General features: G+C 44.1%; 10 protein-coding genes. 6 read left to right on the forward strand and 4 right to left on the reverse strand.

The features are described 5' to 3' along the window. Positions 1–74 precede the first annotated feature (74 nt). The 3 genes from AAKU64_RS10965 to AAKU64_RS10975 all read left to right on the forward strand — a co-directional run bounded on the left by AAKU64_RS10965 (position 75) and on the right by AAKU64_RS10975 (position 2,336). On the forward strand, positions 75–392 hold the full coding sequence (locus AAKU64_RS10965) for a hypothetical protein (protein WP_322119878.1): 318 nt from the start codon (positions 75–77) through the stop codon (positions 390–392). Next, a complete protein-coding gene (locus tag AAKU64_RS10970; RefSeq protein ID WP_354331219.1) occupies positions 389–1,255 on the forward strand; it encodes an HDOD domain-containing protein in 867 nt (288 codons plus the stop codon). The genes AAKU64_RS10965 and AAKU64_RS10970 overlap by 4 nt, the downstream gene beginning before the upstream one ends. Before the next feature lie 76 nt (positions 1,256–1,331). Further along, entirely contained in the window at positions 1,332–2,336 is a 1,005-nt protein-coding gene (locus AAKU64_RS10975; protein WP_354331217.1) for a diguanylate cyclase, read from the forward strand. Positions 2,337–2,494: 158 nt separating this feature from the next. Here the strand turns inward: AAKU64_RS10975 and AAKU64_RS10980 are convergent, their stop codons facing one another. The 4 genes from AAKU64_RS10980 to AAKU64_RS10995 form a co-directional block, all read right to left on the reverse strand. Further along, entirely contained in the window at positions 2,495–3,178 is a 684-nt protein-coding gene (locus AAKU64_RS10980; protein WP_354331215.1) for an OmpW/AlkL family protein, read from the reverse strand. 206 nt (positions 3,179–3,384) lie between these two features. Beyond that, positions 3,385–4,626 (reverse strand): SGNH/GDSL hydrolase family protein, encoded by a 1,242-nt coding sequence (locus AAKU64_RS10985; RefSeq protein WP_354331213.1) that lies wholly within the window; start codon positions 4,624–4,626, stop codon positions 3,385–3,387. Between the two features lie 285 nt (positions 4,627–4,911). Further along, on the reverse strand, positions 4,912–8,028 hold the full coding sequence (locus AAKU64_RS10990) for an efflux RND transporter permease subunit (protein ID WP_354362145.1): 3,117 nt from the start codon (positions 8,026–8,028) through the stop codon (positions 4,912–4,914). Positions 8,029–8,031: 3 nt separating this feature from the next. Next, the gene (locus AAKU64_RS10995) at positions 8,032–9,312 is read right to left on the reverse strand and encodes an efflux RND transporter periplasmic adaptor subunit (protein WP_354362146.1); all 1,281 of its coding nucleotides are present in this window, start codon (positions 9,310–9,312) and stop codon (positions 8,032–8,034) included. A gap of 667 nt (positions 9,313–9,979) precedes the next feature. On the opposite strand from AAKU64_RS10995, the gene AAKU64_RS11000 reads away from it, so the two are divergent. The 3 genes from AAKU64_RS11000 (at position 9,980) to AAKU64_RS11010 (ending at position 12,358) form a co-directional block, all read left to right on the forward strand. After that, a complete protein-coding gene (locus tag AAKU64_RS11000; protein WP_354331208.1) occupies positions 9,980–10,795 on the forward strand; it encodes a DUF2726 domain-containing protein in 816 nt (271 codons plus the stop codon). 185 nt (positions 10,796–10,980) lie between these two features. Then, a complete protein-coding gene (locus tag AAKU64_RS11005) occupies positions 10,981–11,766 on the forward strand; it encodes a head GIN domain-containing protein (RefSeq protein WP_354331206.1) in 786 nt (261 codons plus the stop codon). Positions 11,767–11,848: 82 nt separating this feature from the next. After that, on the forward strand, positions 11,849–12,358 hold the full coding sequence (locus AAKU64_RS11010) for a DUF1993 domain-containing protein (protein ID WP_354331204.1): 510 nt from the start codon (positions 11,849–11,851) through the stop codon (positions 12,356–12,358). The last annotated feature ends 23 nt before the right edge of the window (positions 12,359–12,381 follow it).

Consider the following 12,381-nt stretch of genomic DNA (forward strand, 5'->3'; position numbering starts at 1 on the left):
TGCTATCAGGAGAAACAAAATCATGTGCGTCGGGTGAAAATTTATTACACTAAAGACATCATCAAATCTCTATTATGACTAAGCGACACCAATATTTACCTCTATCAAAAATCACTGCCGGCAGAGTGTTAGCGGCTGATTTGCTTGACAAGCAGGGACATGTTTTGCTGCCCGCAGGCGTGACCTTGTCGGAGTCGATGTTAGTTTCTATCGCACAGCATCATGTTCAACAATTGTCGGTGATAGCAGACGACTTGCCCGAGGTCGATGATGCGAGTGTCCAAAAAGCAAAGCTGGAACGTCTTGATCAATTATTCAGACACACGCATGGTCATGCGCCAACGACCATCTTGTTTGACTATATGCGCGCCTATCGCGATGTAACGCCATGACCCCTGATCAACCCTCACCCAGCAGCCAGCATTTGCTATTAATTGATGTGATTAAACACATCAAGTCTTTGCCGACCTTGCCCGCAGTGGCGCAAGAAATGTTGTCCAATTTAAATGACGATGATATTAGTCTGGACACGATTGCAGAAAAAGTGTCGCACGACCAGTCGCTGACTGCCAGCACGCTTCGGTTAGCAAACTCGTCAATGTTTGGCAGCAATTCTAAAGTGGTGACATTGCAACAGGCTGTCAGCATGCTGGGTATCAGGCAAATAAAAAATTTAATCCAACTCACGGCAATCGCAAATAGTTTTCCAACGTCACGTTGCAGGAACTTTGATTTTCAGGCATTTTGGCGACATAGCGTGGCGACGGCAGAATGCGCTGAACTGATCTCACGCACGCTGTCGATGAAGCACGATTTTGCTTACACTGCGGGCTTATTGCACGATATTGGGAGACTGGTTTTGGTGACGCGTTTTCCAGCACAATATGAGCAAGCGATTCTGTATAGAGAACAAGAAGATTGTTATTTGCTGGAAGCAGAGCATGCAGTCATGAATATTGATCATGTCACCGCAGGTTTGGCACTAGCGGAACATTGGCAATTTTCTGAAGCGATCCGAGATGCGATTCGCGGTCATCATGATCCAGAAATAGAAGGACTTAATTCGATTGCGGCGATTGTGCATGTGGCTAATGCAATCGTACATGCGTTAGATATCAGCCAGGTAGAGGACGATCTGGTACCGTTAATATCACAGATGGCATGGAACACTTTGGGCTTAAATAAAGCAGATTATCTAGCGATATTCCGCGAGACTGAAATGCGTTTTGAGGCCTTAGACGGGATTTTATTGTAGCTTGTAATAAGCTACTTTTAGTACGTTGTTTTAGCTATGGCCGTAACATAATTTTAGCGTTTTTTGATAGAAATTCATGTACTTGGAAAAAACCATTTTGGAACAGTTAATGCAATTCGGTGATGCCGATTATCCAATAGAGAGCATCCATTTATTCCGCGATATTTCTCCGGAAAACCATCAGTTAATTGAAGATATTATTCAGTACTGCGCCGTGGTGAAAGCAAGAACAGGACAAATCGTTTTGGATGCCCACAGTTCTGGTGCACGATTATATGTTGTGCTTAAAGGGGTACTGGGAATCACGCGACAAGACGCCAACAGCAATCAATTAGAAACCGCCATTACCCAATATCTGCCGGGTGAATGTGTCGGCGAAATATCGGTATTAGACGAAGAAATTCATTCCGCTACTATCAGCGCCTTAACCGATAGTGAGTTACTGGTGATCGAGGCTGAAACTTTATGGCGACTGATTGATGAGTCGAATGGTGTCGCAAAAAATTTATTGCAGCTACTGTCTTTCCGTATCCGCGCAGCCAATGCACAAATTCGTAATCGGCAAAAAGTAGGCGAATTTTATCGTCAGCTTTCTATGGTTGATGGTTTAACTGGATTACATAATCGCGCCTGGTTAAATAGTCAGTTGCCAAATATGGTGGAAAGCGCACACGCAAGCGGCAATCCGCTGAGTATCATTATGGTGGACCTTGATCATTTCAAACGATTTAACGATGATTACGGTCACTTAGTAGGCGACGATGCGCTACAAAGCGCTGCCAAAGTAATGAATGCCGGATTACGCCCTACTGACTTTGCTGCGCGATATGGCGGTGAAGAGATGATCGTGATTTTGCCGGGCACCAATCAAAAATCTGCACTACTGGTTGCAGAGCGTCTTTGTAATAGACTGCGTAAAACTAAAGTGTTTGCAGATACGCATAAAGCGTTACCGCATATTACCGGATCGTTTGGCTTAGCCAGCTTAGAAAAAGGAGAAGATGCTACTGCCTTGATCTCCAAAGCAGATGCAGCGATGTACCGTGCGAAAGAACAAGGACGGGATCGGGTTTCAATTTAGTACTGCGCGTTGATTTTTACTAATCGTACTTGGCTTTTGCTCAATTTTAAACTCTGAATATAAAGAAAAAAGCTGCTGATACGTAATGTATCGGCAGCTTTTTTATTCATACGGACAAACCAGATCAGGAAATTGACGGTGATCCGGTCGCCAGTAAATTAGAAGTGGTAACCAACGCCAAAGCTAATTCCGATAGGATCCAGTTTGATGTTTTGCGTTTGACCAGTTGAAAAGTGGGCTGTCGTTTTCAATAAAGTTTTAGTCACTGCTAAGTCAGCAAACCATTTGTCGTTGAAAGCATAGGTTGTACCTAATTGCATTGTGACGGCAAATTTATTATCCAACTTAAACGTCGTTGGATTTGGGCTGCCAGTATTCGTCAGCGCAGTCATTTCTCCAGAACCTGTTTCTTTCTGAAAGTACGCGTAAGTCAAACCAAGTCCTACATATGGACGAAGCAATGATTTTGGCTCAAAGAAACGGTATTGGGCAAAAATTGTTGGTGGCAGCACTTCTGTTGTGCCGATTTTACCTGTACCAGCAATCGCACCAGCACCTCTCAGCTCATGTTTGTAAGGCACACCAATAGCTACTTCTGCAGAAATATTATCTGTAAACATGTAGCTACCAACAAGTACAGCTTCAGTGTCAGTACCAACGTCTGCTTTGGTACCAGGCAATGCCGGAGCACTCAAATCACCGCTATCTACTTTTGGCTTTAACTGATTGAAACCGCCCTTAACTGACCATGTACCTGCGCTTTGAGCAGAGGCTGCGGCACTAGCTGTAAGCACTAAAATAACCGCGGCAAAATTAATCGCACCCTTAAAACTTTTATTCATATTGTCTCCAAATCCTTTTGATTGATGACACATCATGTCGCCATCTAAATAGCTCGGTTATTTTTTTAGCGTCGCTGACCATTACAATTTGGGTCTGATAGCAAGTCTGATATCTCAGTTTAGCTATGAGTTGCTCTTGATCTGGTCAGCCTTTAAAGTATCAATAAAGAGTAAATTATTAACTCTTGACGCTCAATCACCAGCGCTTACAGCCAACCTTTAACAATCATTTCTTTCGAAACATAGCGCGCTAATAATAGATAACCGTAAGGTGTCGGATGTACGCTATCCGCATATTCATAGTTGTCAACGTTTGCAGCAATCGTGTTTGACTTGTTACATACCAGTGAAGAACCCAGTGGATTTTTCGCTGGAGTCAAATCACATGCAGGAGTCGTGACATTTGTTAAACCATAGATTGCAGGATTAGCAGCTTGGTCACGGTTTACAGTGTAAGCATCAACATACAAAACACTAGCATTACCATCTAAGCCTGCTTTTAACTGAGCATTGAAGGTAGTTACCATTGTATTGATCAGACCTTGTGTCGCCACATCAGAACCAAGGCCCAGCGGAGTTTGGCTTACGTCTGGCAAATTAACGACAGTAACGTATTTCGCACCATTACCAACAATCAAAGTCTTAACGTAACCAGCTAACTCAGCACCGGCAGTACCCATAGCGGTAACAATGGCAGGCGCTGTCGCTTGGACATACGCTGCTGCTCCTGCTGCGCCAACTGTGGCGCCTGCCGCAGCCTGACAATTAGTTGCCTGTGCATCAGTAGGGACGCATTTACCACTAGCAATATCTTTTGCGATCTGTGCTTGCACAGCAGCAGGAGTCACAGCTGCAGTTCCAGCAGCAGTCGCACCTGCAGAGAGTGTTGCTAATTGAATGAAGACATCATTACCGCCAGCCATCACAAACACGATTTCATTACCACTGAATTTACCGCCATTCAGAGCCAAATGATTTTGAATTTGAGTAACGACAGGCACAGTCAACTGCCCCAGGATCGCATTGGAGCCACCTAATAATTTGTTACCTGGACCAACTGGATTTGTGACACGGGCGCCACCTTGAGCGTAAGACGTACAACCAGCATGGTTAACAACTGGAACGCTAAAGCCTTGTGACGCCAAACCATTTAAGCCAGTTTGTGCAGGACATGGTGCTGGCAAACCTAATTGCGCAGCCATTAGTTCTGTCCAGTTTTTTGCGTTATTTTTGCCTGTGGAATCAACATCATTAACGTTGTACTTACCACCTTTGAGTGCGGCTACTGTACCAACCGCATAAGTACCTACGTCACTTAAACTGTCGCCAAATGATACTTGTGAACTAAATTTGATTTTGGTGGCTTGATCACCACCACTACTACTGCCACCGCAACCGGCCAGAACAGCAGCCGTGAGCAATGCCAGTGCAAAATTGGATTGACGCATTTTGTCTCCTAATGGAAATATTTTTTAATAACAAAGTGAACGGTCGTGCTAGTCACCGCGTCGCTAGTATGTCATCACGTATATTAGATGAATAGAGAAAGTTACAATATTAGAGTAAACACTCTTGAAAAAACAACGTGCTCTAACGTCCTCTAAACAACCTTTGCGGTGCAGCAAATTAATTCTGTTTCCAAATCAAATGCACGTGCCAAATAATAGCCGTCGGGTTCACTTGGGTATAGAAATTGAACAAGGCCATGATTATTGCAAAGCGATAATTCCTGGTCAAGCCGGATCAGTCGATAAAGTTGTAACAGTTTCTTTACTACCTCTACCCAAGTAAGCAGATGCTCGCCGCCCCCATTTGTCCAGATAAGTATAAGTAATAGGTACAACTAATAGGGTGAGCAACGTGGAGGTGATAATCCCCCCTATAACTGCTCTGCCCATAGGTGCTTGCGACTCAGCACCATCACTCAAACCCATTGCCATCGGTAACATACCAAAAATCATCGCCAGTGTAGTCATTAGAATTGGTCTTAACCTGACCTGACCTGCCGCCAAAATAGCGTCGTACTGTGACATCCCTTGTCGTTGCGACTGATTAATAAAATCGACTAACAAAATCGCATTCTTGGTCACTAAACCCATCAGCATAATGAAACCAATAATCGAGAAAATATTCAGCGTGCTGCCAGTAATGAGCAACGCAAGCAATACGCCAATTAAGGAAAATGGTAAGGACGTCATAATCGCCAGAGGTTGCAAGAAACTACCAAACTGTGATGCCAAAATCAGGTAAATAAAAATAACTGCAATTCCCAATGCGGCCAAAGCAGAATTAAAAGAATCTTGCATCTCTTTAGTCTGTCCACCCACGTCAAACCGATAACCAGGTGGTAGTTCGATTTTTTTAACCAATTCTTGCACTTCAGTCCCTACGTCGCCAGCAGGACGGCCTTCTACATTGGCATAGATAGCGGCACGGCGCTGCAAATCTTGACGTTTAATGACACGCGGACTAGTACCAGGAATAAATTGGACTACCTGACGTAAAGGCACCATGATCGGCTTACCATTTGCGTCAATCCGACTGCTGGCAAGCGATAGGTCACCAAGATCAGAAATTTTTTGCCGCCCCGATTTTGGCAACTGCACATTAATTTCATAATTTTGCCCATCGGGTGCAAGCCATTGACCTATCGTATCACCAGCAACAAAAGGTCGTAGCGCTGATCCAATTTGTTGCACTGATAAACCCAGATCATTCGCCAGCTCATTATTCACTTTGACTAATACCGTAGGATTGGCACCGGTTAAACTACTCTCTAAATCAGCAATTCCTTTGATCGCGCCAATCTTCAGCATTACCTGATCAATCACACCCTGCAATTTATCCGCATCCGGTCCCAAAATCGCTACATAAATTGGCTTGTTAAACCCTACGCCAAGCTCGATTCCCGGCACAGATTTCAACCGTTGACGTATCATCGATTCAATTTCTTTCTGCGGTTTACGATGACTAATCCGAGGTTCCGTCAACTTGAGATTAATCTGTGCCGTATTGCGCTCACCATCGACACCAACGCTGGTGGTCATGGTGACGATTTCTGGCATCAGTTTTAGTATTGCCTCGACCTGTATAGTTTTTTCATTGGTATAGGTCAGGCTAGAGCCAACAGGTGTTTTGAGATTAAGCGAAATCTGGCTATTGTCAGTTTCAGGTGCGAATTCAGAACCGATAAACGGTAATAAGAAAAAACTACCGATAAATAAACTGAAAGCTAACGCTAAAGTAGTTTTACGTTTGTGCAATACCAGCTGTAATACTCGGCCATATAAATGATGTAGCTTATCAATGCCGTGTTCGATGTTTTCCATCATCCGTGCTAGCCAGGGCAAACGTTTAAAACGCCCCTCTGCCGGATCATGCCAAACAGACGACAGCATTGGATCAAGTGTAAAACTCACGAACAGAGAAACCAGTACCGCAACAGTCACAGTAATGCCAAATTGAAAGAAATATCGACCAATCATGCCTTTCATGAAGGCGACTGGCACAAAGACAGCGACAATGGCAAAAGTCGTCGCCATCACGGCAAGACCGATTTCATTCGTGCCGTCTTCTGCTGCTTTTTTATGTCCTTTGCCCATACCCAGATGACGGACAATATTCTCTCGGACCACAATCGCGTCATCAATCAACAAGCCAATACAAAGTGACAAGGCCATCAAGGTCAAAAAATTCAGCGTAAAACCAAAAGCCTTTAACGCGATAAAAGTAGCGATAACCGAGATAGGCAAAGTCAAGCCGGTGATGACCGTACTGCGCCATGAATGTAAAAATAAAAATACGATTAGTATCGTTAAAGCAGCACCTTCAAGTATGGTTTCCTTAACACCGCTTAAAGATTGTTTGACGCTATCCGCATTGTTGTAGTTGACATTAATGATGACGTCTTTTGGTAGACGACTACGCAGATCTGCAATCGCATCAATAATCCCGTCGCCAACTTCTACAATATTGGCATCCTGAATTTTTGTGACCGAGATGCTGATTGCGTGTACTCCATTGACCCGTGAGATAGAAAATTCCTCGCGCTCACCGTCTTGAATATCCGCGACTTGCTCCAGATACACTGGGGCATTAGCTCGACGTGCGACAATAATTTTATTGAAGCCGCGTGGATCAGTGATCTTAGCTTCTAACCGGACTAATTGATCGTTAGCCCCTTGCGTGATCAAGCCAGCCGGAATGTTTTGATTGGTTACCTGGATAGCCGTCAACACTTCATTCACGCCGACATTGTTCGCCGCCATCCGGTCCGGGCTCAACTTAACCTGCACCTGACGCACCACCGCACCGCGCACATCTACCCGCCCTACTCCAGCTACGCTTTGTATTTTTTTAGAAATGACTTGATCTGTTAATGTCGATAATTCTCGTAAGCTTCTGGTGGGCGAACTAACTGACATTTCAACAACGGGACTCTCGTTACCATCACTGCCGCCACGCACGATAAATGGGTCTTTAACATCTTTAGGAAAGCTTGGTCGAATCTGGGCAATCTTATCCCGCACTTCTTGTAGCACTTTGTCCGGATTGACCGATAGTTGAAATTCTACCCAAAGAGTGGCGCGACCTTCAAATGAACTGGCTAAAATTCGCTTAACACCGCTGACGGTATTGACTACGCTTTCAACTGGTTTGGTGATGTCGTTTTCGACAATTTCTGGCGAAGCGCCAGGATATTGAACTTGAACCGAGACACCAACAGACTGCACATCCGGCATCTGCTCCAGACCCAGACCTTGATACGAAAAAAGTCCCAGAACGACGAGCGCCACCATCATCATGGTCGCAAAAACAGGATTTTGAATACTGACTTTGGTGATCCACATGACTTAGCCCTTAGATTTCGGAGAAGTCGCTAAAGTGGCGGCTACCGCGGAAGCAGGTGCTAAATCTGGTGCCAAATTTGTGATCTCAGCAGTTTTTGGCAACAGGATTTTACTACCTGGCTTAATACTATCTAACTTAGCAGAAATAACCTGAACACCTGGCTCTAGCCCCTGCAACACTTGTACCAAGCCTTCATCCTCACTACGCAAACCCAGCTTAACGGCTTGTTGCTGAACTTGATTCCCTACTATTTTATAGACTACGTCGCTACCATTCTGCTGACGGATCGCGGCCAATGGCATGACAGGGTAAGAAGTAGTTTTTTCTAAAGTGAGATTACCTTTGGCAAACATGCCCCCTCGCAAAGCGCCATCGGCATTATCAACCTCTACATACACCAGCATCGAACGTGAACCAGCCTCGGCAGATGGATTAATACGCGCTACTTTTCCAATAAAAGAGCGAGTACCAAATCCATCGACGGCAAAGCTCACATTTTGACCAATCTTGACACGTGGAATCTCACTCGCAGGTACTTGAGCCTCTAAAATTAACTGCGCCAGATTGACGATATTAAATAAGGCTGTATCGGGCGATACTTTGTCGCCAGCTTGCACGCTACGCTTACTGATGATGCCGTCGACTGGTGATTTAATTTGCGTATCCGACACGGCAATCTGCGCTACTTCTCGCTGTGACAACGCAGACTTCAAACTGGCATGTGCTAAATCCAAACTACTTTGAGTAGTATCAAACGCGTTTTGTGAGATATAACTTTGTTTTAGTAAAGCTTCATTAGAGTGCCGGTTTTTTTGCGCTAACGCCAAACGTGCTTGTGCCTCATCTACTGCCGCATCTTGTATGCTCAAACGCGCATGCAAATCAGCGCCATAAAAACGCGCAATGATTTGACCTTTTCGTACCGGCATACCCTCTTGCACCAATGTCTCATGTACCTCGGCTGCCACCTTTGACCGCACAGTGACTTGGCTTACAGGCATGAGAGATCCTGAAATCGGTAAATTCACTAACAAAGACCGGGTAGTAATTTTGGTCACATCAACAGCAGCCAATTCGTAGATGACTTCTTTGCTGGAGTCTGCCTGATTTGACGATTTGGCTGAAGATTTGGAGGATGGAGTAAGCGACTTTGTATATATTATCGAACTAGCACCAGCGCCCAAGATGACCAATCCGACCAACGGAAAGCGCCAACGCCTAAATTTATTAAAACTTGTAGTTGATGCAGCGCCGGCACTATTTATATCATTTTTTGTTTTCATGATCTGATTCTTATTATCCGCACGTCAATTGTAGTGGGTATTTTTATTGGAAAGCTGAGGGTGATGCTGGCGCTATCAAAGCGTTTTTATTATTTTGCGTGGCATAGCGCAGAACTAAGACTCTTGTGCAGGGAATAAGTTCGCCAAAACAATCAAAGATCGAAATTTGAAGAATTACCTGTTTTATAAGCCGGCATTAGGCTGCCATTGAGCTGACGTTTAGAAACAAAAAAAACGCTTTAAAACTAAGGCAAGTATTCATTGATCATCAACCAGCAGTTAATCTCAGAACAAACATAATCCATTTTTTGTAAGAAGTTCTGAATTATTTTAGGCTACGGCTCTTTTTATGTGCGCAGAATAAATTAAGCATTGCAATCCAGGTCTCTTTAAACTGACAGCAAGAAGCTCAGTGATGTTGTATTGATACCTCGAATACTGACTTAAACTTAGGCAAATTGCTTGCCTTTTATGCAAATAAAGATCAAAATTGCAAACACTATAAAGTCAATTACAACACCAAACAAAGTTGAGTGTCACAATCTCATCGAGTTAGCCTAGAATCTGATTGGGTAATGCCTTGCACAATATCGATGATATGGATTTCATGCTAGCCAGCACTGCATACCTCTCAATCAAAATCACCCTTTGGAATTGAGGTCGCTTCATGTTTTCTTTTCCGTTTAAAAAAAATAAAAACACAACTGCTGCATATGAAGAAAAGCCTTTCTTTGATAAAGAAGAACAGGTTTTTTTTAGCCGTTTGCGACGGGCGCTACCAAACTGCTACATCTTTCCTAAAGTCGATCTGATCGCTTTATTGGAACCAATCACACTCGACTCCAAAGCAAAACGTTTAGCACAGGCTGATCTCGACGGTCGGAAAATTGACTATGCCATTTTCGATGCGAGCATGAGTTTACTCTGCGTTATTGAATTGAATGCAGAGGTGGGGGACGACGGGAAGTATTTGAGTAATGAGGCTTATTTCAAAACGGCAGGCATCAAGACCATACGCTGGGAACGACAGGCATTACCTTTATACGAGCAAATCCTGCGCATCCTCGCACCATTTTCTACATTAGCGGCACCCAAGCCAGACATTGCAGCGAGTACTGTAATGAAAGCACAATTAATGACTGCGCCAAAAAGTCCCGATACAGTCCAACAAATTTACGCATCACACCCAATCCCTAGCAATATCGTGGCACTTTCTATTCATGACATAGAAAATCTGACACCAAAAAAATATATGCAAAGTGCCTATCCCCACATCTGGCAACGCATCTGTTTGTTTTGCAATGAACCTATGCATCTAAAGCGCTATCTCACATCGCTGGTTATTCAGGGTCCGGGTGAAAATCGTGTCGGATTCCCGAACGAAATATTAGTTGAAATCGCCGCTATCCAAGCAGCCAATGAAAAACATTTAGAAAAATCGTCTCCAAGAACAACTTGGGATACTGCATTCGTCAATCGTTGATTCTTTTCGAAGTGCATCAGGTTTCTATGAATTTCAATATTGATTCAATCCATCGCTACAAATTGCGTTTTAATCCCACAGAAATACGCTTCATCGCAAGTCACTAATCTAAGTCGGCGTGCAAGGTCATACTGATAGCATCCCGTCAAACGACACTCTCCGCGTTCTTATTTTAAGGAAACAGCATGAACATGACTCGTTTTGCAAAGCGCGTTTGCGCCATCAGCCTCACATTAAGTGCATTCGCCATCGTGGCTCAACCAAACACCGCCTTAGCATCTGGCTGGAACTTGCAGTGGAGTTCAGACAAAAGTATTGCAGGCTCAGGAAAATTACAACAAGAAAACCGCGCTGCAAGCCATTTCAACGCGATCAGCATAAGCCTGCCTGCAGAGATAGAACTACAGCAAGGCGACGCAGAAGGAATCTCAATTGAAACCGACGATAACTTGCTAGCCTTAATTGAAACGACAGTTGAAAACGGCACGTTAAAAGTCCGTACCTTAGAAAAGGGAATCCACCTAGACACACGTAACCTAAAAATAATTATCAAACTAAAACAAATTGATGATTTAGAAGTAGCTGGTTCTGGATCACTAAGATCTAGCCACCTTCAATCCAACAAATTACGCGTGTCAATCGGTGGCTCCGGTGCAGTTAATTTACAAGGTCTGAGCGCAGAATCACTATTTTTAACCATCGGCGGTAGTGGTAGTTTTAAAGTAGCGGGTAACGCCAACACAACGTCAATGACCATTGGTGGTTCTGGCTCTATGGATGGTTCCGCGTTAAAAACCAATGATGCCAAGGTTAGTATTGGCGGCTCTGGCAAAGTCTCTGTTGCGACGAAAAATAACCTCAAAGTAAGTATCGGTGGCTCTGGTACCGTCAATTACTATGGCAATCCGCAAGTCAGCAAATCGATAGGCGGATCAGGCAGCGTCGTCAGACTCGGCGATTTCCCTTCATAAACTAGGGTCTGGTTATACGCATCTGGCAGGAACTCACTATAATCTCGGCAGACGTACCACCACCTGTCAACGAGGATATTCCATGACTATTTCTATGTATGCCGCTTCCGTCCCTGTCTTTCGCCAAATGCTCAATAGCCTGAGCGATGTATTGAGCAAAGCAGAAGCCCATGCCACGGCAAAAAATATCGATCCTGCTGCGCTGTTGCAATCACGTCTGTTCCCTGACATGTTGCCATTCACGCGTCAAATACAAATCGCTGCGGATTTTGCTAAAAGTGTTCCCGCACGTCTGGCAAGTATCGAAGTACCTGCTTATGAAGATAACGAACAAACTTTTGCCGATCTGCAAGCGCGTATCGCTAAAACCTTGGCACTGCTAGATACATTAACGCCAACCCAGTTTGATGGTAGCGAAGAGCTGGAAATCGTATTACGCCCTGGTACACCAAAAGAGAAAAAACTGAGCGGTCAAAACTATCTGTTGTCATATGGCTTGCCACAGTTTTTTTTCCACGTAACGACTGCCTACTCGCTACTACGTCACAACGGAATTGAGATTGGCAAAAAAGACTACATGGGTAATTTCTAACTTGTCTTTTTAGCGTTAATTTA

Source organism: Undibacterium sp. GrIS 1.8, assembly GCF_040544445.1.
Classification (GTDB): Bacteria; Pseudomonadota; Gammaproteobacteria; order Burkholderiales; family Burkholderiaceae_D; genus Undibacterium.

What these genes read in the sequence shown, in the direction of transcription:
- AAKU64_RS10965 (WP_322119878.1), top strand. Translation starts at nt 75, where the DNA reads ATGACTAAGCGACACCAATATTTACCTCTATCAAAAATCACTGCCGGC.
- AAKU64_RS10970 (WP_354331219.1), top strand. Translation starts at nt 389, where the DNA reads ATGACCCCTGATCAACCCTCACCCAGCAGCCAGCATTTGCTATTAATT.
- AAKU64_RS10975 (WP_354331217.1), top strand. Translation starts at nt 1,332, where the DNA reads ATGTACTTGGAAAAAACCATTTTGGAACAGTTAATGCAATTCGGTGAT.
- AAKU64_RS10980 (WP_354331215.1), bottom strand. Translation starts at nt 3,178, where the DNA reads ATGAATAAAAGTTTTAAGGGTGCGATTAATTTTGCCGCGGTTATTTTA.
- AAKU64_RS10985 (WP_354331213.1), bottom strand. Translation starts at nt 4,626, where the DNA reads ATGCGTCAATCCAATTTTGCACTGGCATTGCTCACGGCTGCTGTTCTG.
- AAKU64_RS10990 (WP_354362145.1), bottom strand. Translation starts at nt 8,028, where the DNA reads ATGTGGATCACCAAAGTCAGTATTCAAAATCCTGTTTTTGCGACCATG.
- AAKU64_RS10995 (WP_354362146.1), bottom strand. Translation starts at nt 9,312, where the DNA reads ATGAAAACAAAAAATGATATAAATAGTGCCGGCGCTGCATCAACTACA.
- AAKU64_RS11000 (WP_354331208.1), top strand. Translation starts at nt 9,980, where the DNA reads ATGTTTTCTTTTCCGTTTAAAAAAAATAAAAACACAACTGCTGCATAT.
- AAKU64_RS11005 (WP_354331206.1), top strand. Translation starts at nt 10,981, where the DNA reads ATGAACATGACTCGTTTTGCAAAGCGCGTTTGCGCCATCAGCCTCACA.
- AAKU64_RS11010 (WP_354331204.1), top strand. Translation starts at nt 11,849, where the DNA reads ATGACTATTTCTATGTATGCCGCTTCCGTCCCTGTCTTTCGCCAAATG.